At 71.7% G+C, this 26,046-nt stretch carries 12 protein-coding genes and 1 pseudogene; 5 read left to right on the top strand and 8 right to left on the bottom strand.

What is annotated here, in order from left to right; genetic code table 11:
* Positions 1–80 precede the first annotated feature (80 nt).
* Positions 81–758: a bacteriocin fulvocin C-related protein gene (locus ABZ851_RS16270; RefSeq protein WP_361127278.1), complete on the top strand. Its 678-nt coding sequence runs from the start codon at positions 81–83 to the stop codon at positions 756–758.
* A 267-nt stretch (positions 759–1,025) separates the two neighbouring features.
* Here ABZ851_RS16270 and ABZ851_RS16265 read toward each other — a convergent pair whose 3' ends face one another.
* Positions 1,026–2,564 carry an NmrA family NAD(P)-binding protein gene (locus tag ABZ851_RS16265; RefSeq protein ID WP_361127275.1) on the bottom strand — a complete coding sequence of 513 codons (1,539 nt, stop codon included), beginning with the start codon at positions 2,562–2,564 and terminating at the stop codon, positions 1,026–1,028.
* A 194-nt stretch (positions 2,565–2,758) separates the two neighbouring features.
* Here ABZ851_RS16265 and ABZ851_RS16260 point away from each other — a divergent pair, with 194 nt between their 5' ends.
* Positions 2,759–3,109, top strand: coding sequence for a helix-turn-helix domain-containing protein (locus ABZ851_RS16260; protein WP_361127272.1), 351 nt, complete (start codon positions 2,759–2,761; stop codon positions 3,107–3,109).
* Positions 3,110–3,111: 2 nt separating this feature from the next.
* Here the strand turns inward: ABZ851_RS16260 and ABZ851_RS16255 are convergent, their stop codons facing one another.
* The 6 genes and pseudogenes from ABZ851_RS16255 to ABZ851_RS16230 form a co-directional block, all read right to left on the bottom strand.
* A complete protein-coding gene (locus ABZ851_RS16255) occupies positions 3,112–7,491 on the bottom strand; it encodes an amino acid adenylation domain-containing protein (RefSeq protein WP_361127269.1) in 4,380 nt (1,459 codons plus the stop codon).
* 16 nt (positions 7,492–7,507) lie between these two features.
* Entirely contained in the window at positions 7,508–9,292 is a 1,785-nt protein-coding gene (locus ABZ851_RS16250) for an amino acid adenylation domain-containing protein (RefSeq protein WP_361127266.1), read from the bottom strand.
* Between the two features lie 178 nt (positions 9,293–9,470).
* Positions 9,471–9,677, bottom strand: a pseudogene (locus ABZ851_RS16245) (hypothetical protein); the annotation flags it as partial.
* Positions 9,678–10,351: 674 nt separating this feature from the next.
* Complete coding sequence (locus tag ABZ851_RS16240; RefSeq protein ID WP_361127263.1) at positions 10,352–10,933, bottom strand: HAD-IA family hydrolase; 582 nt, start codon at positions 10,931–10,933, stop codon at positions 10,352–10,354.
* A 45-nt stretch (positions 10,934–10,978) separates the two neighbouring features.
* Positions 10,979–11,221, bottom strand: coding sequence for a hypothetical protein (locus ABZ851_RS16235; protein ID WP_361127260.1), 243 nt, complete (start codon positions 11,219–11,221; stop codon positions 10,979–10,981).
* A gap of 307 nt (positions 11,222–11,528) precedes the next feature.
* Entirely contained in the window at positions 11,529–11,987 is a 459-nt protein-coding gene (locus tag ABZ851_RS16230; RefSeq protein WP_336053085.1) for an SRPBCC family protein, read from the bottom strand.
* A 297-nt stretch (positions 11,988–12,284) separates the two neighbouring features.
* Here ABZ851_RS16230 and ABZ851_RS16225 point away from each other — a divergent pair, with 297 nt between their 5' ends.
* On the top strand, positions 12,285–12,755 hold the full coding sequence (locus ABZ851_RS16225; protein ID WP_361127257.1) for an NUDIX hydrolase: 471 nt from the start codon (positions 12,285–12,287) through the stop codon (positions 12,753–12,755).
* Positions 12,756–12,882: 127 nt separating this feature from the next.
* Here the strand turns inward: ABZ851_RS16225 and ABZ851_RS16220 are convergent, their stop codons facing one another.
* Complete coding sequence (locus ABZ851_RS16220) at positions 12,883–13,437, bottom strand: HAD domain-containing protein (RefSeq protein ID WP_361127254.1); 555 nt, start codon at positions 13,435–13,437, stop codon at positions 12,883–12,885.
* Positions 13,438–14,203: 766 nt separating this feature from the next.
* Here ABZ851_RS16220 and ABZ851_RS16215 point away from each other — a divergent pair.
* Positions 14,204–23,896 (top strand): Ig-like domain repeat protein, encoded by a 9,693-nt coding sequence (locus ABZ851_RS16215; protein ID WP_361127251.1) that lies wholly within the window; start codon positions 14,204–14,206, stop codon positions 23,894–23,896.
* Positions 23,897–24,263: 367 nt separating this feature from the next.
* Positions 24,264–25,958 (top strand): APC family permease, encoded by a 1,695-nt coding sequence (locus tag ABZ851_RS16210; RefSeq protein WP_361127248.1) that lies wholly within the window; start codon positions 24,264–24,266, stop codon positions 25,956–25,958.
* Positions 25,959–26,046: the final 88 nt, after the last annotated feature.

The raw sequence follows: 26,046 nt of genomic DNA, 5'->3' as shown, positions 1-26,046 counted from the left end.
TCCGGGATGACGACGTGCGCGCATGGACGGGGCCTGCCCTGTCTCTGACATTGGCGCGGCGACTGGGTCTGCGCTCAACTATGCGTGTTCTCCAGGCGCTTGGCGAGTTGCGCGAGGAGGTCACCGGCGGCCCGGACAAGGCACCTCGGATCGGAGGCTCGGTCAGCCGCAAGAGGTTCCTCCATCTCGTCGGCGGCACAGTCGCCGCGGTCGGCCTGTCGACGGTCGGCCAGACACCCGCGTTCGCCAAGGCATCGGAGCCCGCGAGAGCCGCCTCCTGGGTACGGGAGAACATGAGCACGCTGCCACGTTCTTACGAGGCGATCGTCCAGCACCCGGTCGCGTACCGCAGAGCGATCTTCCAGGTGCTGACGCCCGGAGAGCGGTCACAGGTATGGCTGGACCACTTCGCCACGTACCGCGCGACCCGTCCGAAGCTGTCGCCCGCTCAGGAGCGGGTCATGACGCAGCTGACGAGGCTGACTCCCAAGGTCTTCGCCGAACCCGATCGGCGCAGCGCCGAACTGGACGCTCTCGCTGAGCAGGCGCGCCGCGTCTTCGGCTTCGACGAGGCCGCTGCCCTCCTCGCCCGCCTCGGTCCGGACGACGGCAGCGAGGTGCGCAGGGCAGACTGCCAGTGCAACCAGAGTGACTCATGGTGCGGCGTTATGTACTGCGGCCCGATCAGCTGCAATTACGACAGTTGGGGCTGCGGCACCCTGGGGACGAAGCCCTGCAACGGCATCTGCATGCGATAGCCTCCCGCCGAGCCGCCTGCCTCGGCTCACCCGAGGCAGGCGAGACTCCCCCGCGTTCGGCAGGACGGCGAATCACGAACTCCTACACCGTGAGGCCCTCGGCTATCCAGCGTGATCAGCCACCGACACGAGCCGGTCGCCCGGCCCGCTGACCCCGTGACCGGCGTTCCGTCACCCTGCGAGCCACATTTCGTCGTGGGTCCAAGCAATAGCGATGAGTCCTGTCCGGTTCCGCGTGTCTGCCTCCGGAATTGACGTGGTGGGTGGTCATGCCGTCCATCCGGTGTGGTGCAGCCAGTCCTTGAAGGTCATCAGCTCGGGGTGCACACGGCGCAGGAGGTTGATGTCCCGGTCTCGGGTGTAGAGATCACGGTTGGCGAAGAACTGGAACATCGCTGCGTAGTCGTGGCCGAAGCCGGGGATGGTGGCGCGCAGTTCGTCATGGGGCATCGGGATATAGGTGCTGGGGGTGCCCGTGACCTGAGCGAAGGCAGCGGCGATCTCGCGGCCGGTGAGGCTGTCGCCGATCACCGCGAGGTCGCGGGCGCCCCAGGACTGCCAGTCGTCGAACATGTGGCAGGCGAACCAGGCGATGTCGTCGAGGGCGACGAGCGGGTAGTGGGCCGCGCCGAGGGGGAGCTGGAAGGTCAGGCCGCCCCGGCCGTCGGGCCGGGGGGCGAGTCGGTCCCGCAGGTTCTCGAAGTACGGCGCCGTGGTCAGCACCGAGACGTGGTTCGTGTACCAGCCGTCGGTCTCCTTGCCTGCGGCTTTGCTGTCGAAGTGCGGGACGGGGTGGCCGGTCAGGGACACCGCGCTGTCCAACGAGGACCAGATAAAACGCTCCACGCCGGCCCGCTCGGCGGCGGCCAGCAAGTGCAGCCCTTGCTGATACTCGCCCACGGCGCTGCCCGTCGCGAAGAAGTCGGTGTTGGCGAACACGCGGTCGGCCTGCCCGGTCAGGACCTCGAGGGCCGCCGGGCCGGAACGGACCAGTCGCACGCGGTCGGGCGCGAGGGCGGCGAGTTCGGTGGCGTGAGCGGACTCCGGGTGGCGGCTGGGGACGGTGATGGTGGCGTCGGTGGTGGCCAACAGGTGTTGGATCACGTGGCTGCCCATGGCCCCGGTGCCGACGACGAGGACGTGGGTCATGGCGTTCTTCCCTGTGTCAGGACGTGTTCGGCCACCTGGGCGTGGGTGGCAACCCAGACGTCGCCGGACTCGCGGAGGTGGTCGAGGATCTGGCCGACCATGGCCGGCCGCGGCGAGCATCTGGTTCAGTAGCTCACGGTGCAGGTCGCGGTAGGCGTACGGGCCGGCCGCGGCGTCGCGGACGTCGGAGTGGTCGCTGTGCATGAGGGAGACCAGAGGACCGTGAGCGGTGGACAGGACCTGCGGAAGGTCATGGTCGCCGTGGTCGCCGGTCCAGCGGTAGCCGGCCTCGGCGAGCAGGTCGTCAGTGTGCCGGGAACCGGTGGCTCGTGGGCTCATCCACCCCGTCGGGCGAACGCCGGTGACGTGGCCAAGGATGTCGGTGCAGCGACGGAGATTGGTCCGCTCGGCTTCGACATCGAGGAGCGCGGGCACCACGTCCTGGGCCCAGGAGTGTGCGGCGATCTCGTGACCCGCCTCATGCACGGCCAAGACGGTCTCGGGGCACCGCTCGGCGACCAGTCCATTGACGCCGACGGTGGCGGGCAGGTCACCGAGGACATCGAGCAGCCGCCAGATGCCGGTGGTGACGCCGTAGTCCGCCCAGGAGGTGCTGTGTGTGTCGTCGATGCCGGGCAGCGGCCACGCCGCTGCCATCGGCGCGTAGGCGGGCCAGTGCCCTGGTGACCACAGTTCCAACGCGACGGTGACCAGCGCGACGACCTTCCGCCCGCCCGGCCGGCCGGCCGGTTATTGCTCTCATTCGGTTCCCCTGCTCGTTGGCTTCCGCCGTGGACGCTACGGAGGCGGCAGGTACCTCCAGGTTCCTGGCAGTGGGCTACCGTCGGGGCATGCGTGAGTACTCCGGCAGCGTCTTCCTCGCCGACTGCCCGGCTCGGCTGGCGATCGAGATCATCGCCGACAAATGGGCGGTGGTCGTACTGTTCGCGTTGAGCCGCGAACCGTGCAGGCACGGCGAGTTGGTCGACTTGATCGGCGGAATCTCGCGGAAAGTGCTGACCCAGACGCTGCGGCGGTTGCAGGGGTACGGGCTGGTCGACCGCCACGCCGAGGCCGGGAAGGCCGAGTACGTGCTGACGGACCTGGGCCGGACGCTGGTGAAGCCGATCGCCGTGCTGACTGAATGGGCTCACGAGCACGGCGCGGCCGTGGTGGGATTCCAGGAGTCCAGAACGGGCTGAGCCTACGCGGCCTCCCCCCCACGTCCGACACCGCCGTTTGAGGGCTCCCCCGGAATGTCCACCAACGGGCCGGCTGGAGCGGAGGCGGGCGGGGGCGGCGCTGTGCCGGGTTCCGGGAGCCATCCTGTTGCGGTGAAGTAGGCGACGCAGCGGCCGAACAGTTCCCGGTCGATCTCGGGGCGCACTATGTCCGTTGGGGCCAGCGCGGCGTCGGTGGCGGTGGGGTCGAAGGCCAGGCTGCCCTCCGATCCGCCGCCGGTCAGTTCCGCGGCCAGCGTGCCGAGGAGCGGGAACGCCGCGTTGCCGGGGTTCGCGCCGATCCGGTCCAGCCACGCTTGCGGGGAGACTTCTGGCAGGTGGTAGCCCATGGTTCGCAGCCAGTTCAGCGTCGTCTCCAGGCGCAGCAGGCGGCCTGCGGCGAGGTGGAAGGTCCGGCCGGTGGTGCCTGGGAGCAGGGACAGGGCCACCATGGCATCAGCGACGTAGTCCACCGGTGTCAGGTCGAAGGCGGTGTCCACCTGGGCGGGTGCGGTCCGGGCCTGGATGCAGCCCTTGAGCATCAGCCACAGGTAGTCACCTGTCTGGCAGGCGCCGGTGCGGCTGTGGCCGGCGATGCGGGTCGGCCGGTACATCGTGACGGGCAGTCCTCGCCGGCGGGCTTGTTCGACGAGCCCTTCGGCCACCCATTTGCTTTGGGTGTATCCGTGCTCCAGCGCTTCGGGTGGCCCTGTCAGGTGTTCCGGGCCGATCGGGTGCGGGGACCTGCCGGCGTACACACCCACGGTGGAGACGTGGTGGACCGGGACGGTGCGGTGGCGTGCGGCCAGCCGGAGGATCTCGGTGGTGCCGCCCACGGTGGCTGCCTTGAGCTGTCCGTACGAGGAGACGAGGTTGACCGCCGCCCCCACGTGGTGCACCGCTCCCACGGTGCGGGCGAGGTGGTCGAAGGCGTCCTCGGACAGGCCCAGCGACGGCCGGGCGAGATCACCGTGGGCCACGGTGACCCGATGAGCGCAGCGCTCGTCCCACAGCCCGTAGGTCTCCAGGGATCTGCGCAGCCGCTTCGCGGCGTGCTCGGGGTCGGTGCCGCGGACCAGGCAGTGCACGGTGGCCTCGGTGCGGTTCAGCAGGGCGCGCAGGGTGAAGGCGCCCAGGAAGCCGGTTGCTCCGGTGAGCAGGACATGTGCCGGGTCTTTCACCGCCGGGGCCGTCTTCGGCGCCAGGACGATGTCGGCGGGCAGGTCGACCTCGGCGGGCAGGTCGAAGGCCTCCGTGACGTCGTTCCCCTCGACCAGGGCGGCCAGGGCGGCAACCGTCGCGGACGCGGAGACCGCGCCGGGCGGGATCTGCACGCCCAGTTCCTCGCGGATCCTGAGCACGAGCCGGGTGGCCAGCAGGGAGTGGCCGCCCAGGGCGAAGAAGTCGTCCTGGACGCCGATGCGGGTGATGTCCAGCAATTCGCTCCAGATCCGGGCGATCCGGCGCTCGGCAGGGGTGGCGGGCGCGGCAAAGGGTGTGGAGGGCTGGGTGTCCAGTTGCTCCGGGCGGGGCAGGGCGGCACGGTCCAGCTTGCCGCTGGGGGTCAGGGGAAAGCTCTCCAGCTTCAGCACGGCGGCCGGGACCATGTACTCGGGGAGGCGTTCGGTCAGCGCCTGTCGCACTGCGGTGGGGTGTGGAGCGGCTGCGTCGTCCGCAGCCGTGAGGTAGTGGGCGACCAGGCGGCGCCCGGTGGGGGACGCCTGCGCCACCACGGCGGCATCGGTCACCGCGGGCAACGCCCGCAGGGCGGCCTCGATTTCACCGGTCTCCACCCGATGACCGCGGATCTTGACCTGGTCGTCCCCGCGCCCCAGGTACTGGAGCCGGCCGTCGGGAAGGTGCCGGACGAGGTCGCCGGTGCGGTAGAGCCGCGAGCCGCCGCGCAGGACGAATTTCTCGGCGGTCAGGTCGGGCCGGCCGAGGTAGCCGTCGGCCAGTACAGGTCCTGCGACGCACAGTTCGCCCGTCGTGCCGGGTGGGACCGGGCGCAGCGCTTCGTCGAGGACGAGTATCCGCGCTCCTGCGATCGGGCGGCCGATGGGGGGCAGGTCCGGCCAGGAGGCCGGGTTCTTCGCAAGACGCTCGGCGACGACGACGTGGGTCTCGGAGGGGCCGTAGTGGTTGTCCAGCACTGCGCTGGGCGCCTGCGACCGGAAGAACTCCCGCAAGGCGGGGGTGGCGAAGAGCTGCTCGCCCGCGGTGGCCACCTCGCGCAGCCGCGGCAGTGTCCGGCCGGTGGCGCAGGCGTACTCGGCGAGTTGCTGCAGGGCGACGAACGGCAGGAAGAGCCGCTCCACCCTCTGGGCCGCGAGGAGGTCGAGGAGGCGGGCCGGGTCGCGGCGGATTTCGTCGTCGACCATGACCAGGGCTCCGCCGGTCGTCCAGGTGCTGAAGAGCTCCTGGAAGGCCACGTCGAAGCTGAGCGGGGCGAACTGCAGGGTGCGTGTGCCGGTGCCTGCGGCGGACCGGGCACGCTGCCAGGCCAGCAGGTTGGCCAGAGCGCGGTGCGGCATGGCCACGCCCTTGGGCCGGCCGGTCGATCCGGAGGTGTAGATCAGGTAGCCGAGGTCGTCCGGGCTCACCGCGGGCAGCGCTACGGCGGGGGCGGGCGGAAGGTCGTCCACCACGACGGGCTCGGCGTCCACCAGGTCCACCAGGTCGCGCTGGGTCAGTACGGTCTTGATCCCACTGTCGGCCGCCATGAAGGCGAGGCGGTCGGCGGGGTAGTCGGGGTCGAGCGGCAGGTAGCAGCCGCCCGCCTTGAGCACGCCCAGTACGGCGACGGCCAGTTCCGGCGAGCGGCGCAGACAGATCCCGACGGGTTGTCGCGCCGCGCCCCGGGTCACGAGATGGGCGGCGACGTTCGCGGCAGCCGTTTCCAGTTGGGCGTAGGTGAGCACCCGGTCCCGGTGGACGACCGCGGGGGCGTCGGGGGTGCGGCGTGCCTGAGCGGCGACGATCTCGTGGGCGAGCGGGCGGTCGCCGGTCGGCGCCGGGCCGTGCGTCCACTGTTGGAGGAGGGCGTGCTCCTCGGGAGGGAGGATGTCCAGCTCGGCCAGTGACCGGTCGGGGTGGGACACGGCGGCGGTCAGCAGCGCTGTCAGGCGTGCGGTGAGCCGCCCGGCGGTGGCTCGGTCGAAGAGGTCGGTGGAGAACTCCCAGTAGCCGTGGAGACCGCCCGCCTCGGGAACCATGTGGAGGAAGACGTCGTACTTGGCCGTGCCCCGGTGCACGTACAGCCGCTCGGCCGTGACGCCGGGCAGGTCCAGGGCCGGGGCGGGGGCGTCGTCGAGACCGAACACCACCTGGAAGAGCGGGAAGCGGCCGGTGGACCGCTCCACCTTCAGGTCGCGGACCAAGTGGGTGTAGGGAACGTCGCGGTGCCGGACGGCGTCCCACACCGCGGCCTTGGTCCGGGCGGTGAGCTCGGCGAAGGATGCGGTGGGGTCCAAGTGCTGGCGCAGCGGCATGACATCGGTGAGGCAGGCCAGCATCGGCTCAAGGCGTTCGTCGTCCCGCCGGGAGACGGGAGTACCGATGACGACGTCCTGCTGTCCCGACGACCGGGCCAGCAGCGCGCCCAGGGCCGTGGCCAGCACGACGAAGGGAGTGGTCCGGGCCCGCCGGGCCAGTGCTCGCACACCTGTGACCAGGTCGGGTTCCAGAGTGAACTCCACGCGGTCGCCGCCGGTACCGAACACGGCAGGCCGCGGCCGGTCAGCGGGGAACGACGACTCCTGCGGTGCTCCGGCCAACGCGCGGCGCCAGTGCTCCAGGGAGGCCCGGGTGGGGGCGGGGCGTTCCTGGACGTATGGGCCGAACTGCACGGGCAGCTCGGGCAGGCCGGGGTCGGAGCCGTCCAGGGCGGCCCGGTAAAGGGCGCTGAATTCGGTGTCCAGCAGACTCCAGCACCAGCCGTCGACGACCGCATGGTGGATGGCCACGGCCAGGACGGCGTCGCTGCTCCCCTGGGTGTCCAGCTGGAGCAGGGTGGCCCGGAGCAGCGGCGGCCGGTTCAGGGCGACCGGTCGGGTGACTGCTTCGGTCAGTGCGGCCGGCAGCTGCCCGGGGGCGAGGCGACGGATCTCCAGCTCTACCGGGCCCGGCGGGAGCACCGTCTGGCGCGGCTCTCCGTCGACGAGATGCAGGCGGCTGCGCAGGGCCTCGTGCCGCGCGACGATGCCGTCCAGCGCGGCTTGCACGGCGGCCGGCACGACGCGGGCGCCGCGCAGCCGGTACGTCCAGGACTCCAAGTAGCGGGAAGTCCCCTCCTGGAACTGGTCGTTGAGCCAGATCGACTCCTGTTCGGCGGACATCGGGTAGCTGGGGAGGGAGTGCGACATGGCGAGCGGTCCTCGGTCAGAGCCAGGCGGGCAGGGCGCGGCGGTCGAGCTTGCCGTTGTCCGTGGTGGGCAGGGACGTGCAGCGCCGGACGGTGCGGGGCACCAGAGGGGCGGGGAGCCTGGTGGCCAGGGCACGACGCACCGCGGCCGGGTGGGAGGGATCGTCTCGGTCTTTCGAGGTGTAGAACAGCGCGAGTTGTTCATAGCCGCCTGTCGGCGCCGGGACGGGGATGACGGCTGCCTCGCTGACGCCGGGGACCTGACGTGCGGCGGTCTCGATCTCGTCCGGTTCCACGCGGTGGCCGGCGATCTTCACCTGCCGGTCGGTCCGGCCATGGAAGGACAGCGTCCCGTCGGTGTCCAGAGTGCCCAGGTCTCCGGTCCGGTAGAGGCGTACGGGGGAACCGTCGAGGGGGAGGGTGACGAAGGACGTGGCGGTGGCCTCGCTGTCGCCCAGGTAGCCGAGGGCCAGGCCGTCGCCGGCCAGGCAGATTTCCCCCACCTCGCCGGGTGGGGCCGGGTGGTCGCCGTTGAGGATGTGCACGGTCGTGCCCGGCACCGGCAGGCCGATGGGGATGTCCTTGTCGCGGGTGCAGTCGGCGGCGGTGACTTGGTGGGTGGTGGCGAATACGCAGCTTTCCACCGGTCCGTAGCCGTTGATCAGTGCGGTGCCCGGGTAGCGGGCCAGGAAGCGGCCGGCGTGTACGGGCGAGATCCGTTCGCCGCCGGTGAGGACCTGCCGGATCCCGGCGAAGCAGGGGCGGTCCGGGGAGTCCTCGTCCACGAAGAGGTTGAACAGGGACGAGGTCAGCCACACGGTGTCCACGCCGGCCCTGGCGACCAGATCGGTGAGGGCGTCCGGGAGAAGGTAGTCGGAAGGCGCGATGACGCAGGTGCCGCCGCTCGTCAGCGGGCCCCACAGCTCCAGGCTGCAGGCGTCCCAGGGGACCGGAGCCGCTTGCAGGACCACCCGTCCGGGGCCGAAGTCCGCGAACGAGCCACCGTCGGGAGGGAAGAGGCGGACGGTCGCGCGGTGGGGCGAAAGGACGCCCTTGGGGACGCCGGTGCTACCGGAGGTGAAGAAGACCGCCGCGGGGTCGCCCGGGGCGACGGTCACCTCCGGCGGGGCGATGCGCCGGGCCGCCGCCTGTTCCAGGCTTTCGGCGGGCGGGTTCCACGCCTGCGGCAGGCCGCCTTCGGCCACCTTCAGGGGGGCACGCAGACGGGAGACGATGTCGTGGATCCGCTGGGCGGGCCAGCGCAGGTCCAAGGCTGCGTAGGAGGCGCCGCACTTGAGGACGGCCAGCAGCACCGCGACGAGTCGGGGCGAGCGGGGCAGCAGGACCGGTACGACGGAGCCGGGACGCACTCCGGCCTCGGTCAGCTCCCTGGCGTAGGTGTCCGATGCGGCGTCGAGGGTGGCGTAGTCGACGCGTTCGTTCCCGCAGATCAGTGCGAGGGCGGTGGGACGCAGACGCGCCTGGTGGGTGACGGCGGCGTGGAGGGAACGCTGGTCGGAAGGTATCCGTTGAGCGGCGGGTGTCGCGGGGTTGCCCGGGTCCGGGGCGAGCCCGGCGGTGAAATCGATGAGGGTGTCCGCCTCGAACAGGTCCTCCGGGATGGCGTGTAACTTCAGTTCCTTGCCGATTCGGGCGCAGATCCGTATGGCCTGCAGGGAGGTTGCCTCGAAGTCGTAGAAGCTTTGGGTCCCGTCAGGATCGGGAACGCCGAGTACCTCGGCGATGATCTCCAGTGCGGCCTTCGCGGTCCTGTCGGTCGAGGCAGGCGAGGATACGGGCACGGGGCGTCCTGATGACGGGCCGTTGCCGGGCACGGGGGTGGAGTGCGTTGGGGGCATGACGGGGCTGTGATTCCTTGAGTGGGGGGCCGGTTGATCGTGGTGGTAGGTGGGTGGCGCTCGTGGGCGCGCCGCCGGGCGGCCGCTCGTGGTGAGCCGGCCGTCTGCCGTCGAGGCGAGGTCAGATGAAGTCGAGCAGGTCCGCCGGCGGCGTGGGGAGGTGTTCGTGTGGGAGTGCGTCGACCAGCACGCGGCCGTAGTGGACCTTGCGTCCTTTCTTGGTGCCGAGAGACCGCCGCAGTTGCTGATGCGGGCTGCGGCCCCGCTGCGCGGGCTGGGACAGGAAGATCCGCAGGGGGCGCAGGTCGCCCTGCTGCTGGATGAGCTCCGCGTCCCGAAAGGCCCTCATGTCAGCCAAGAGGCCCGCCCACCTGCACGGGCACCGGCCGCCGCGCCGCTGCCGGGAACGGCTGAGTGCCCGCTTCGCCGGAGGACAGCAGGCGGGGGCGTAGTACTCGGCCGGCTCCGCCCGCCCGGCGACAGTGGCGGCCCCGAAGAACTCGGCCGCCGGCAGGCCCACGGGGAGCACGGTCCGGATGCGGGCGAGGAGGTCCATGGCCCTCGCCGGGGTTCTTCGTGGTCTTGTTCTCCGCTGCGGAGGCCGGGACGGCCATGGCCGCGGTGGCGGCGAGGGGCAGCAGGACGGAAGCAACGTGGTGCTGCGTGAAGTGCGCATCGAGTCCCCTTGCGGATCGGTTCCCCTTGCGGATAGCCCTCCTGACCCAGAAAACATTCGATCGACTGTTCGCAGGCCGGTGTGTGGATCTTTACAGACCGGGGACGCACCTGTCCTGAGCTTTATGGTTTTTCGGTGATGACGTCGTAAACGACCACATGCGGAGTTTTGCCCTCCTCGGCGTCGGTACCGCCCTGGTCACGGGCCACGTAGACGCCGGAAACGGTCTGACCTGCTGCGCTGGGTCGGCCTTGACCTGGAGGAACCCAGGCCGCCCCGCGGGCCGATCAGTCACACGTTGACCTCGCACCGCGCCCACAGCAAAATCATTCCACTGATCTCTCCAGCCGGTGAGAGCGCTCCCCGGACGCGAAGGCAAGGATGTCGCCGACTGCCTCGCGCAGGCTGCCGAAGTGGCGATGCACGCCATCGACTGCCGCGGGGGTGTTGACGCCCCACACGGTCATCCCGGCACGCAGCCCGGACTGCACCCCGGAGGGGGCGTCCTCGATGACCAGGCAGTTCTCAGGATGGGCGCCAAGTCGCGCGGCGGCCTGCTGATACGGCACCGGAGACGGCTTGCCTTCCGCCACCGCAGCCGCATCCACCACAAGGTCCGGGACCGGCAGGCCCGTCCGTGCAAAACGTCCCCGTACCCGGTGCTCGTAATTCGATGTCACCAGTGCCCAGGCCCCGGGCTGCAGGGCATTCAGCAGTTCCGAGGCACCATCAAAGGCCGTATAAGCGCCGGAACGGACGTCCTCGTCCTCCAGCTCGTGCAGTGCGGCCAGGCACTCCGGAGGGTCCCGGCCCGGGGCAACCTGCGCGAACGTCTCCATGGGTCTCGTCCGCAGCGCCACTCGGCAGACCTCATCAGGGTCCAGTCCATATCGCCCCGGGGGCCGCACTACTGGAGCGGGTGGCCGCCGAACAGGAGGAAGGGCCTGTGTGGATTAATCGTCGATGCACTTGGGGTACTTCGAGCCCCGGTAGCAGTCGTGGTAGTCGTACTTGCTGACCCGGAACTTCGCCTCCTTGCCCTCCTTCTTGGGATCGACGACCAAGTAGAACTTCTTCCCGTCCTTGGTCTTGTCGGTGACCCGGCCTTCAGGGCCTTTGCCGAAGTCCTGTGCACACCCGGCGAGTGCAAGGCCGGCGACTGCCACGAGGACGGGGGCGAGAATGAGGCGACGCATGTCGTGCTCCGATCAACTGTGAAGACGGAGGCAGTCTAGGGGCCGTCCCGTAGTCGCTGATCACGGGGTAGATGATCTTGCATGGACAGGCGTGATCAGAGCACCGCAGCTTCCTGGAGAGCCGGATGGTCAAGGGTGACGCATCGTCAGTTAGGTGCACTGACCGGTCATCGCGCTATCGCGGCACGAGGGGCCGGCCCCTGCGCGCAGGGGCCGGCCTGGAGTCTCCCGTCGCTCTCCCCTTCGAAGGCCAGGACCTCCACTTCGGATCGCTACGTCGTGGCGGCAGCCGGGGCACCGGGGTGGGTCAGCCGGGCTGGATCCGGCCGCGCCAGGCTCCGGACTCGACGCCTCGGTGCTCGATGTATTCCTTGAAGCGCCGCATATCGCCCTTGACCCGCCGTTCGATGGTCCCCGACACGTCGGCGGCCTTCTCCGCCACGCCCGAAGGCTCGATGTCCATCACCAGCTGCACCCGGGTGTGGGTCTCATCCAGGCGCTGGAAGCTGACCAGGCCCTTCTGCTGTGTCTCGCCGGTGGTGGTCCGCCAGGCGATACGTTCGTCCGGGAGCTGGTCAATGATCTCGGTGTCGAACTCCCGCTGCACGCCGCCGATTTTGACGGTCCAGCGGTTGCGCTCGTCGTCGAGCTGGGTGATCTTCTCGACACCCTCCATGAACTTCGGGAACTCCTCGAATTGCGTCCACTGGTTGTAGGCGGTGTGGACCGGGACCTCGACGTCCACCGTTTCCTTTACCGTGCTCATTGCTACGCCTCCTCAGTGGTGACTCACGCGGGTGACGAAGCCCGCGACGCGCATCTCGCGCAGTCGAGCGGGTGCCCGGTAACTGGCGTCTTAGACAGCGACCGCACAGCTTTCGGCTCTTGCACACTCGCAAGGCTGGCTGTGGGGCCCCGCCGCCGACGACTCCCCTGGTGCCCGCCTGGCGCACGGCAGCAAGATGGAGTCCCGGTATGGCACCACGAGCAGGACCGCACCCTCGCGAACTCATACGTCGCGGCGATCAATCACCAAGGTCGCCCCCAACCACAAGGATGTGCTGTGACTCCGGCTCCCCGTACTGAGCTGATCAGCGGCCTCTTGGCGGCCGCGGATCGGGACGCCATCACCAAGCACGTTGTCGGGGCTGTCATCCCCGACGGCGACGGCCGCGTGCTGCTCATGCGCCGTGCGGCCGATGACTTCATGGGAGGTCTGTGGGAACTCCCCTCCGGCGGCGTGGACCCCGGGGAGAGCCTGCTCGACGCCCTCCGTCGCGAAGTGCGGGAGGAGACCGGCCTGCCTCTGGTCTCCATCGACGACTACCTCGGCCACTTCGACTACACCTCCGGCTCCGGAAAGCGGGCCCGCCAGTTCACCTTCGCCGCCTCGGCGGACCTCGGCGTGCCCGTGCGACTCTCCCCGGACGAGCACGACGCCTATCGATGGGCAGACGCAGCAGGGCAGGAGCAGGTGTCAACGGCCGTGAGGGCGCTCTTGGACATCTGGCAGGCCTCCGCCAACCGCCGGTGATGCACCTGCACGTCGACGCCGGCGACGGCGAGCAGGCCACGTAACCGGCCCGCCGGAACCCGCGGGAGGGCCCCTGATCGTGACTCCTGCGGCTTCATCCGGCTTGTCGGCCATCGGCGCCGGGCCGTCATCCTGCGCCGGTGCTGCCGGCCTCCTCCGGCACGAACGGCTGTCGCAGCCACGAGTCGAGAGCCGTATAGTCGCCCTCCGTCAGACCACGGCAGGCATCGACGCGGTGCAGCAGGGCATATCCCGGGTGGTGGGCTGCGACCCAGGCCCGGTCGGTGTCGGTGATCTCGTCATCGACCCAGATGAACGAGCGCCCCGCCGCCCATTCGACGAGGGCGCGGGTCTTCCAGTGCAGTCCCTTACGTTCGTCCCGGTCATCGATGTCGGACGGCTCCGGCCAGATCACCAACGGCAGCCGCGGGAGACCGATCACGGGCGCGATGCACTCATTCGCGTCATCCATCCATGTCGTGGCCCAGACGAGTTCGCACCCGAGCGCCGTCAGTTTGGGCCCGTGCTCAGGATTGATCCTGGTCAGGAGCGGATTCGCGTCACCTTCACGCCGATCGAGAGCTGTCGCATACGTCGGATACTGCTGCGGCTCAGCACCGAACGGGATGAGCGGACCATCAACATCAAGGAACAGCAGGGGACGCCGCACAGAGCCAGTCACAGCGGTACAGGATAGCCACGGGCACCACCCTCGGTCGCCTTGGTGGGGAGTGCTGACGGCTGACGGCCACCGTAGCGACCATTTCCACCGTGTATCCCGCCTCCCGCCGCCTCACGCCCAACGCCGACGCGGCCTTTCCAGGACGTCGGCCCTGCGGACGGCGGGGTCGCGGCGGGCGAGGTCTGCCATGGCGTGTTGGCTGATTGTGCTGCGTGGTTGGCGTGGCTGGCGGTCACTTGGCCGTATACGGGGCCGAGGCGGAGACACTGCTTCGGCGACCGGCACGGCAATGGCCATGGCGACGGCACACACCGCGCCGCGCGATCGGCCTTTCGGGTGACCTCGCGCTCGGAGTGTTGCCTTCGCCATCACCGGAATGGGTTACTTGGTCCGTCCGATTCCGGTGGGCCGCCCATCCTTTCCGGGGGAGTGAATGGCGTCCTGCCCGTGTCGGAGTCTCGTGCGTCATGGCGAGGCGCCGTGCGTGCTCCTCCGTTGAGGCATGCAGGTAACGGCCGTGTCAGCGCCCCCGTGTGCGCCACTGCGGCCGGCCCGCGAGCTGGTCTGGAGCCGTCATGCATGCTGTTCGCCCCGCGCACCTCACCGGCCCGCGCCACGCGCCCGGGAGAGCACGCCCGGCCCCGCTCCGCTTCGTCCCGGCTCCCTTGGTGGTGCGTCACCCCGGGGAAACCGTCGCTGCGGAAACCGTCGATGCGAAAGCCGGCTATGCGGTCATCGGAGGCACGACGCGAGCGAGGGCGGTCTCATGCTGACACCGGCGCCCCCGAACGGACCCTTTCTGATCACCGACCGGGACGGGAACTGCATCGCCGTCATCGACCCGGTCACCCGCAAGGTCGTGCCCACCTTGAGCGCCCCGGTCCCGCTCGTGGCGCGGAGGGCGGGGGATGACCTGGTGCTCCGTACCACGGTGGACCGCGCGGACCTCCCGAGGGCGCTCGACAGCGGCACGCTGCTGCACGTCCTGGCCGGCGCACCGGCCCGGACGGCCGGCGCCTCGGGACCACCCGGCGCCTCGGGCCTGACCGGCGCATCGGAGCTGATCGGCACACCGGGACAGCCACGGCAGGCCTACCTCGCCGGCCGGGCCGACGTGCCCGCACTGCTGAGCCTGTCCGGGATCTTCCCCGACCAGGGCTCCTACAGCGGCGGCACCCTGGTGACGATCGTCGGGCGCCACTTCACCGGCGCCACCGCGGTGTACTTCGGCACCCGGCCGGCGGCCGGCTTCTCCGTCCTCGACGACCGGACCATCATCGCGGTGACCCCAGCGGGCAGCGGGGCGGTCCCGGTAACCGTCACCACACCCGGCGGCAGCACCCGCGTGGGGTACTTCTTCTACCAGTACTGGCCCAGCCTTTCGCGGCTCATCCCTTCCGCCGGTCCGGTCGGCGGAGGCAATGTGGTGGAGCTGGTGGGCACCAACCTGAACACCGCGCTGCTGGTGCACTTCGGTGACGCGATCGCCTTCCCCACCGCGGTCTCCGAGGGGCAGCTGCTGGTGACCGCTCCCCCGGTCGCGGTGCCCGGTACCGTCCCGGTCTACGTCACCACCATCGGCGGGGTGAGCAACCGGCTGCTCTACACCTATGCCGCGGCGCCGTCGGTGACCGGCGTCAGCCCGGGCACCGGGCCGATCGCGGGCGGTACCACCCTGGTGGTGACGGGCACCGGCCTCAGCCAGGTCACCGCCGTCACCGTCGGCGGTCTGCCCGCGGTGTCCTTCCGGGCCTACTCCGACACCCTGCTGCTGGTGGTGACGCCCCCGGGGGCGCCGGGGCCGGCCGACCTCGTCATCACCACCGCGGGCGGCAGCGTGACCGTGTCCGGCGGCTTCGGCTACCAGGCGCCCACGCAGACGGCGGTCAGCTCCGCGCCCGACCCCTCCGTCGTGGGCGAAGCGGTCGCCTTCACCGCCGTGGTGACGGGGGTTCCGCCCACCACCGGCACCCCGTCGGGCACCGTCACCTTCGACTTCGGGGACGGCTCGGCACCCGTGCCGGCGGCCCTCACCGGCGGCACGGCGACGGTCAGCCACGTCTACTCCACTGCGTCCGCGACCCCCTACGAGGTCACCGTCTCCTACGGCGGCGATGTCTTCTTCATCTCGTCCAGCGGAACGGACACCCAGGTGGTCGGGGCGGCCTCGACCACCACCACCGTGCTGTCCTCCCCGGACCCCTCGGTGGCCGGGCAGTCCGTCACCCTCGTCGCACGGGTCGCCCCCGTACCGCCGGGGGACGGGGCGCCGACCGGCACGGTGACCTTCGACTTCGGCGACGGCACCCCCACCGTCACCGCCCCGCTGACCGGCGGTGCCGCCACGGTCTCCCACGCCTACGGCGACGCCGCCGAGGGCCCCTACGCGATCACCGGCGCCTATAGCGGGGACGGCAACTTCACCGCCTCGGCGGGCGCAGACACCCAGACCGTCCAACAGGCCGCCTCCAGCACGGATGTGCGCCTGGCGCCGAACCCGTCGGTGGCCGGCCAGCCGGTCACCGTCACCGCGACGGTCACCACTGTCCCGCCGGGAGCCGGCACCCCGACCGGCACCGTCACCTTCGACTTCGGCGACGGCACGGCACCGGTCACCGTCCCCCTCACCGACGGGGTGGCGGCCGTGGATCACGCCTACGCCGAGGCGTCGGAGGCTTCGTACACCGTCACCGCCACCTACAGCGGCGACGGCAACATCGCCTCCTCGACGGAAACGGCCGCACTGACGGTCGGTCAGGCCGCGTCCACGACGGCCGTCACCGCCTCGCCCGACCCCGCGGCGGTGGGTGAACCGGTGACGTTCGGTGCGACGGTCACCACCGTCCCGCCCGGCGCGGGCACCCCGACCGGCACCGTCACCTTCGACTTCGGCGACGGCACGGCACCGGTCACCGTCCCCCTCACCGAAGGGGCCGCCGCCACCTCGCACACCTACACCGACGCCGCGCAGAGCCCGTACACGGTCACCGTCACCTACAACGGCGACACCGACACCATCACGTCGGTGGGGACCTTCACCCAGACCGTGCAGCCGGCCGGCACCACGACCGCCGTGGTCTCCGCGCCCGACCCCTCCACGGTGGGGCAGGAGGTGACGTTCAGTGCGGCGGTCACCGCCGTCCCGCCGGGGGCCGGTACCCCCACCGGCACCGTCACCTTCGACTTCGGCGACGGCACCCCCACCGTCACCGCGGCCCTCACCGACGGCACCGCGGAGACCACCCACATCTACACCGACGCGGCCGAGACCCCCTACGCGGTCACCGCCGCCTACAACGGCGACGCCGACTTCACCGCGTCCGCCGGCACCGGGACCCAGACGGTGCAGCCGGCCGACACCACCACCGCTCTGACCTCGACGCCCGACCCCTCCGCGGTGGGCCAGTCGACGACCTTCGTCGCCAAGGTCATCCCCGAGGAGCCGGCCGGCGGTTCGCCGACGGGCACCGTGACCTTCGAGTTCAGCGATGACAGTCCGCCGGTGACGGTACCGGTCACGGGCGGTACGGCGACACTCAGCCACCCCAACCCGGAGGTGTCGGACAGTCCGTACACGGTCGCCGCGACCTACAGCGGCGACGACAACTTCAACCCCTCGGCCGGAGCGGACAGCCAGGTGGTCACCAAGGCCGTCTCGACGACGACCGTGAGCACCACCCCCTCGCCCTCGGTGACCGGGCAGACCGTCGCCTTCAGCGCCACCGTGGAAGGCGTCCCGGCGTCCTCGGTCACCCCGACCGGCACCGTCACCTTCGACTTCGGCGACGGCACCGCGCCGGTCACCGTGCCCCTCACCGACGGGGCCGCCGGAACCACGCACGCCTACGCCAACGCCTCACAGAGCCCGTACGCGGTCACCGTCACCTACAGCGGGGATGCCAACTTCACGGATTCCACCGGGAGTTCACTGCACAGCGTCGAGCAGGCCGCCACGGTCACCACGGTCACCGCGGGGCCGGACCCGTCCGTGACCGGCGAGGCGGTGACGGTCACCGTCTCCCCCGTCGCGCCCGGGGCCGGCATCCCGACCGGCGAGGCGACCTTCGACTTCGGTGACGGCAGCCCGGTCCTCACGGCACGGCTCGCCGGCGGCTCGGCCACCGTCACCCACGTCTACACCAGCGCCGCCGGCAGCCCCTACACGATCACCGCGCACTACAGCGGGGACGGGAACTTCGCCCCGTCCGACGACACCCTCGTGCACACCGTCGCACCGGCCGAGACCACCACCACGGTGCTCTCGTCGGCCACGCCCGCCGCGGTGGGCCAGACCGTGACGCTGATCGCGCGGGTGACCCCCGTTCCGCCGGGGGCCGGCACCCCGACGGGGACGGTCACCTTCGACTTCGGCGACGGCACCCCGACCGTCACCGCCCCCGTCTCCGGCAACCTGGCGACGGTGACCCACGCCTGGACCAGCACCGCGGGCAGCCCCTACACCGTCACCGCGTCCTACGCCGGCGACGGGGACTTCGCGGCGTCCGCCGGGACGGCCGCGCAGAGCGTGGCGATGAGCGTGTCGGCCACCTCGACGACGGTGAGTTCGGCCCCCGACCCGTCCGTCGTCGGCGGGACGGTGACCTTCACCGCGGCGGTCGCGGTCCTCCCGCCGGCCTCGGGCACCCCGACCGGCAGCGTCACCTTCGCGTTCGGCGACGGCTCCCCGACAGTCGTGGTGCCGCTGGCCGGTGGCACGGCGACGGCCAGCCATATGTACACCACTTCCGGCTCGTACTCGGTGACCGCGTCCTACAGCGGTGACGCCGACTTCGCGGGGTCGTCCGGGGTCGACGGCCAGGCGGTCGGCCAGGCCGGCTCGACGACGGCGCTGGTCTCCGCGCCGGACCCCTCGGTGACCGGCGAACCGGTTACCTTCACGGCCACCGTCGCGTCCGGCGCGGCCGGCGCCGGCACCCCCACCGGATACGTCACCTTCGACTTCGGCGACGGCACGGCGGTCGTCCTGGTACCGGTCGACGACGGGGTAGCGGTCGCCGTCCACCCGTACGCCGGCACCACCGGCAGCCCCTACGCCGTCAGCGCCGTCTACAACGGCGATGCGAACTTCACCGGTTCCTCGGACACCGACGCCCAGACCGTCAACCCGGCGGCCACGTCCACCCTCGTGATCACCTCGCCTCAGCCGTCGTCGGCCGGCCAGCCGGTCACCCTGACCGCGACGGTCGCCACGGTGCCCCCGGGGAAGGGCACGCCGTCCGGCACGGTCACCTTCGACTTCGGCGACGGCACCCCGGCCGTGACCACCGACGCGGTCGCGGGACTGGCAACGGTGGTGCACGCGTACACCGGCACCGGTGGCAGCCCCTACACCGTGACGGCCTCCTACAACGGCAACGCCGACTTCAGCGCCTCCGCGGGCAGCACGACGCAGACCGTGGTGCAGACCGCGACCGCGCTCACGATCACCACCGGTGAGGGCCCGTCGGTGGTGGGCGAACCGGTGACGGTCGCGGTGACGGCCGCCGCGGTGCCGCCGGGAGCGGGGGTACCGGACGGCACGGTCACCGTCGACTTCGGCGACGGCACGGCCCCCACCACGGTGGCGCTGGCCGGCGGGGCCGCGTTGTTCACCCACACCTACACCACCAGCCTGGGCAGCCCCTACGCGATCAGCGTCGTCTACAACGGCAGCGGCGACTTCACCACCGCGGCTGCCACCACTGCCCAGACGGTGCTGCCGGACGCCACGACGACCACGGTCAGCGACGCGCCGGAGCCGTCCGTGGCGGGTCAGCCGGTCACCTTCACCGCGACGGTTGCGCCGGCGGCTCCGGGCGCCGGCGCGCCGACGGGCACCATGACGTTCGACTTCGGCGACGGCACCGGCCCGGTGGCCGCGCCCGTGGTGGCCGGGGTGGCCACCGCCGTGCACGCCTTCGCCGGTACCGCGGGCAGCCCCTACACCGTCACCGCGGCCTACGGCGGCGACGCCGACTTCACCGCCTCCTCCGGCGCCACGAACCACTTCGTGGACCGGGCGGCGTCCAACGTGGTGATCACGGTGGCGCCCGACACGTCGGTGTCGGGCCAGCCGGTCACCGTCACCACGACGGTCACCGCGACCGCACCGGGAGCCGGCACGCCGACCGGCACGATCACCGTGGACTTCGGCGACGGCACGGCGCCGGCCGAGGTGCCGCTCGTCGGCGGGGCGGCGACGCTGACCCACGCCTGGGCCGGCACCGCGGGCAGCCCGTACGTCCTCACCGCGGCGTACAGCGGGGACGCCGACTTCACTGCCACGTCGGCCACCGGCTCGCACACCGTCACCGCGGCCGCGAGCACCCTGACCGTCAGCTCCGTCCCGGACCCCTCGGTGCCGGGCCGGCCGGTCACCGTCACCGCGGCGGTCTCCGCGGTCAGCCCCGGGGCGGGCACCCCGACCGGTGCCGTCACTTTCGACTTCGGGGACGGCACCCCGTCGGTCACCACCTCCCTGACGGACGGCACCGCCACCGTCACCCATGCCTGGGCCGGCACGGCCGGCAGCCCCTACACCCTGACCGCCGCCTATCAGGGCGACGCCGACTTCGCCCCCGCCGTCGGCATCACCACACAGGCCGTCGCCCCGGGCGCGAGCACCACCACCGTCAGCGGACTTCCCGAACCGTCGGTGACGGGCGAGCCGGTGACGTTCTTCGCGCGGGTGACGCCGGCCGCCCCGGGAGCCGGCACGCCGGGCGGGACGGTGACCTTCGACTTCGGCGACGGCACGGCACCGGTCACCGTGACCGTGACCCAGGGCGTGGCGACGACCGTGCACGCCTTCACCGGGGCGGCCGGTCCGTACACGGTCACTGCCGGCTACAGCGGCGACGACGACTTCATCGCCTCGGTGGGGTCCGGCACCCACACCGTGCAGCAGGCGTTGACGACGACCGTAGTCGACTCCTCACCGGACCCGTCGGTGCCCGGGCAGACGGTGGCCGTGACCGCCACCGTGGCGGCGGTGGCACCGGGCGCGGGGACGCCGACCGGCACCGTGACCTTCGACTTCGGCGACGGCACCGACCCGGTGGCGGTGGCGCTGACCGACGGCGCCGCGACCGTCCCCCACACCTGGGCCGGCGCCGCCGGCAGCCCCTACGCCGTCACCGCCACCTACAGCGGGGACCCGGGATTCTCCGCGTCCGAGGGGACCGGAACCCAGGCCGTCACCCCGGCGGCGACCGGCACCGCCCTCACCTCCTCCCCCGACCCCTCGGTGCCGGGCCGGTCCGTCGACCTCACCGCCACCGTGGCGCCCGTCGCCCCGGGGGCGGGCACCCCCACCGGGACCGTGACGTTCGACTTCGGCGACGGCACCTCGCCGGTCACGGTGCCGCTGACCAACGGCAGCGCGACCACCCCCCACACCTGGACCACCACCGCCGGCAGCCCCTACCCCCTCACGGCCACCTACCACGGTGACGGCGACTTCGGCCCGTCCACCGGCAGCGACACCCAGACCGTGGGCCCGGCCGACGCGGAGATGACCCTGACCGCCTCCCCGGAGCCGTCCGCCGACGGGCAGAGCGTCACCTTCACCGCGCGGGTCCTGGCTGTTCCGCCGGGCGCGGGCACGCCCACCGGGACGGTCACCTTCGACTTCGGCGACGGCACCGCACCGGTCACCGCTCCGGTCCTGGCCGGGGTCGCGACCACCACCCACGCCTATGCGACCACGGCGGGCAGCCCCTACACCGTCACCGCGACGTACAGCGGGGACGCCGACTTCACCGCCGCCACCGTCACCGCCCCGCACACCGTGACGGCCAACGCCGCCACCACCGCGACGACGGTGACCTCCTCGCCCGATCCCACGGTGACCGGCCAGCCGGTGACCGTCACCGCCACCGTGGCCCCCATGCCCTCCGGCGCCGGGGTGCCCACCGGTACCGTCACCTTCGACTTCGGGGACGGGACAGCGGCCATCACGGCGCCGCTGTCCGGCGGTACGGTGACCGTCGCGCACACCTACACCAGCGCGACCGGCAGCCCGTACAGCATCACCGCCAACTACAGCGGGGACGCCAACTTCAGCTCCTCCGCCGGCAGCGACACCCAGACCGTGAACCCGGCGGCGACCACCACCACACTGGTCACCGCCCCGGACCCGTCGGTGACCGGCCAGCCGGTGACCCTCACCGCGACGGTGGCGCCGGTCGGTCCGGGAGCCGGAGTGCCGACCGGTACCGTCACCTTCGACTTCGGCGACGGGACACCGGCCGCAACAGCGCCGCTCTCCGGCGGGGTGGCCCGGATCAGCCACGCGTACACCGGCTCGGGCGGGCCGTTCACCGCGACCGCGAGTTATGCCGGGGCCGCCGGCTTCACCGCGTCGAGCGGCACCGACACCCAGACCGTCGGCAAGGCCGCCACGACCACCGCGGTGGTCTCCTCCCCCGACCCCACCGTGGCCGGCCAGCCCACCACCCTGACCGCGACCGTCGCCGCCCAGGCACCCGGGGCGGGCACTCCCACCGGCACCGTCACCTTCGACTTCGGCGACGGCAGCCCCACGGTGACCGCGCCCCTCAGCAACGGCCTCGCCACGACCACGCACACCTACACCGGCACCGCCGGCAGCCCGTACACCCTCACCGGCACTTACAACGGCGACACCAACTACACGGCATCGAGCGGCACCGACACCCAGAGCGTCAGCAAGGCCGCCACGACCACCGCCGTGGTCTCCTCCCCCGACCCCACCGTGGCCGGCCAGCCCACCACCCTCACCGCCACGGTCGCCTCCGTCGCCCCCGGGGCGGGCACCCCCACCGGCACCGTGACCTTCGACTTCGGCGACGGGACGAGCCCGGTCACGGCCGCCCTCTCCGGCGGTACGGCCACCGTCACCCACACCTACACCGGCACCTCCGGCAGCCCGTACACCCTCACCGGCACCTACAACGGTGACGCCAACTACACGACGTCGCACGGCGCCGACACCCAGACGGTCGGCAGGGCCGCCACCGCGACGTCCCTGGTCTCCGCCCCCGACGCCGGTGTGGTCGGCCAGCCCATCACCCTCACCGCCACCGTGGCGCCGGTCGCCCCCGGGGCGGGCACCCCCACCGGCACCGTCACCTTCACCTTCGGCGACGGCACCACCGCCACCACCGCCACCCTCTCCGGGGGCATCGCCACCGTCACCCATACCTGGACCACCCGCACCGCCAGCCCGTACACCCTGACGGCCACCTACAACGGGGACACCGACTTCACCGCCTCCAGCGGTACCGACACCCAGACGGTCAACAAGGCCGCCACCACGACCACCGTGACCTCCGCCCCCGACCCCTCCGTCACCGGCCAGAGCGTCACCCTCACCGCCACCGTGGCGCCGGTCGCCCCCGGGGCGGGCACCCCCACCGGCACCGTCACCTTCACCTTCGGCGACGGCACCACCGCCACCACCGCCACCCTCTCCGGGGGCGTCGCCACCACCACCCACACCTGGACGACGCGGTCCGGCAGCCCGTACACCGTCACGGCCGGCTACAACGGGGACACCAATAACGCGACATCCAGCGGTACCGACACCCAGACGGTCAACAAGGCCGCCACCACGACCACCGTGACCTCCGCCCCCGACCCCTCCGCCGTCGGCCAGAGCGTCACCCTCACCGCCACCGTCGCCCCCGTCTCCCCCGGCGCAGGCACCCCCACCGGCACCGTCACCTTCACCTTCGGCGACGGCACCACCGCCACCACCGCCACCCTCTTCGGCGGCGTCGCCACCACCACCCACACCTGGACCACCCGCACCGGCAGCCCGTTCCCGGTCACCGCCGCCTACAACGGGGACACCAACTTCACCGCCTCCACCGGCAGCGACACCCAGACCCTCAGCAAGAGCGTGACCATGACGACGGTGACCTCGACCCCGGACCCCTCGGTGTCGGGCCAGGCGGTCACCATCAGGGCGACGGTGTCCGCCGCGTCCGGCACTCCCACCGGCACCGTCACCTTCACCTTCGGTGACGGGACCGGCTCCGCCACCGCACCGGTGTCCGGCGGGGTCGCCACCGTCACCCACACCTACACCGGCACCACGGGCAGCCCGTTCACCATCTCGGCCGCCTACGGCGGGGACGACAGCTTCGCGGCCTCCAGCGGCACCGACACCCAGATGGTCAACAAGGCGGCCACCTCCACGGTCGTGGTCTCGACGCCGAACCCCTCGACGACGGGTGATCCGGTGACCGTCACCGCGACGGTCACCGCGGTGGCTCCCGGAACGGGCACTCCCACCGGGACCGTCACCCTCGCCTTCGCCGGGCGCACCCCCCAGACCGTGGCCCTGGTCAACGGCCGGGCCAGCGCGGTGTTCAGCCCCCTGCCGAAGGGCACCCATCTCGTCACCGGCAACTACAACGGCGACGTGAGCTACGCGCCGTCCAGCGGAACCACCACCCAGGTGGTCAACAACTGAGGCACCGCGGACGGCCGTCGGCCAGGTGCCCGTGCCACCTGGCCGACGGCGTACAGCTGCCGGGCCGGGGCCCTCGAAACCCGCGCTTCCCTCCTCGCGGACGGGCCCCGACCCGGCCCTCGCTGTGACGCGTCTCATGCCGGGGGCTCCCGGGCCGCCGGAGAGCAGCGGCCGGGGCGTGAACGGGCCATGGGTCCGGGCCTGTTGACCTTGGTCCCGTGGCTTGCCGGGGCCGGTCCGCGTGGTCTTCCCGCGGCGCAGCGGCATTCCCGCCACCGGGCCGGAAATAGGGTGGTCGCCAGCAGCGGACAGCGGCCCTTCGGCAGTGCGGGGGGCCTGCGCAACACCAGGACGGACAACACCTCCCATGGACATGAGCGCCGGCGAGCGCAAGGGGCTCAGCCTCTTCGCCCTCATCATGATCGGGATAGGCTCGATCTTCGGCTCCGGATGGCTCTTCGGAGCAGGCGCAGCCGCCCAGGTGGCGGGCCCCGCGGCACTGGTCGCGTGGGTGATCGGCGTCGTCTTCATCGGCATGATCGCGATGTCGTACGCGGAGGTCGGCTCCGCCTACCCGATCCCCGGCGGCATGGCCCGCTACGGACATCTCTCGCACGGCCCGGTCCTGGGCTTCCTCACGGGCTGGGCGGTGTGGATCGCCACCGCCTCGCTGATCCCGATCGAGTCGATCGCGGCCACCCAGTACATGACGTCCTGGGGCTTCGGCTGGGCGAAGGGCCTGGTCGATCCGGGCACCCACCAGCTGACCCTCTCCGGCACGGCGGTGGCGCTGGTGCTGACCCTCGCGCTCTGGCTGACCTGTTTCTGGTCGGTGCAGCTGCTGGCCCGCGCCAACACCGTGCTCACCCTGGTCAAGTTCGCCATCCCGGTGCTCGCGGTGCTCGCCCTCGTCGGGTCCGGCTTCCACACCTCGAACTTCACCGCCCACGGCGGCTTCGCCCCCTACGGCTGGCCGGCCGTGCTCACCGCCGTCACCACCTGCGGTGTGGTCTTCGCCTTCAACGGGTTCCAGGCCGTGGTCAATCTCGGCGGCGCCGCCAAGAACCCGGGCCGGGCCATCCCGCTCGCCCTGGCCGGCGCGCTCGCGCTGGGCCTGGTGATCTATCTGGCGCTGCAGATCTCCTACCTCGGCGCGGTGCCGCCGGAGCTGCTGGAGCGGGCCGGCGGCTGGCAGGGCGTGAACCTCAACTCGCCGTTCGCCGACCTGGCGGAACTGCTGATGCTGCACTGGGTGGTCACCATGCTGCAGTTCGGCGCGTTCATCTCGCCGGCCGGGTCCAACATCGCCAATGTCGCCTCGGCCGCGTACATGGTCACCAACCTCGCCGAGACCGGGTTCTTCCCCCGGAAGCTGGCGGCCGTGCACCCCCGCTACGGCACCGCCCGCCCCGCGATGTGGCTCAATCTCGGCTTCTCCGTGGTGCTGCTGCTCACCGTCGGCCGCAGTTGGCAGGCGCTGGCCGGCGTGGTGTCGGCGGCCATGGTCATCTCGTATCTGATCGGCCCGATCGCGGTGGGGGTGCTGCGGCGGACCCGCCCGGACCTGCCCCGTCCCTTCCGGCTGCCGGCCGCCGGGGTGCTGTGCCCGGTCACCTTCGCCTTCGCCGCCTGCGCGCTGTACTGGTCGAAGTGGCCGGAGACCGGCAAGATCACCCTGCTGACGCTGGTGGCCGTGCCGGCCGCGGCGCTGGTGCTGTGGCGCCGGGGCGAGCTCGGAAAGGGCCGCGAGGCGTCCGGCGGGGGCGGGCGCGGCGCGGGCCTGCTGCGGCTGTTCGCTCCGGCCTGGTGGATGATCACCTTCCTGGTGTGGACGGCCACGGTGTCCGCGCTGGGCGGCCGGGAGTTCGGCGGCCGCGGAATCCTCCCCGGCGTGCTGGGCACCGTCCTGATCGCGGTCACCGCCCCGGTCTTCTACTTCTGGGCGGTGCGCTCCGGGGTCAGGGCCCACGAACGGGGCCTGACCGGCGCTGCGTCCGTCGCCGAAGCCGCCCCGCGCCCCACCGGCGCCCCTGACGACGCACGCCCGAAGGCCTCCGTCTGAGGGTCCGTCGAAGGACACCCCGCAGCGTGCACGAGCCATTGGCCGCAGATCCCTGAAACGCCGGGCCGACCGGGTACATCATTTACCC

Source organism: Streptomyces sp. NPDC047049, from assembly GCF_040643995.1.
GTDB classification, from domain to species: Bacteria; Actinomycetota; Actinomycetes; order Streptomycetales; family Streptomycetaceae; genus Streptomyces; species Streptomyces mooreae.
Note: the sequence above shows the minus strand (reverse complement) of the source record. Positions and strands in the feature narration are given on the sequence as shown.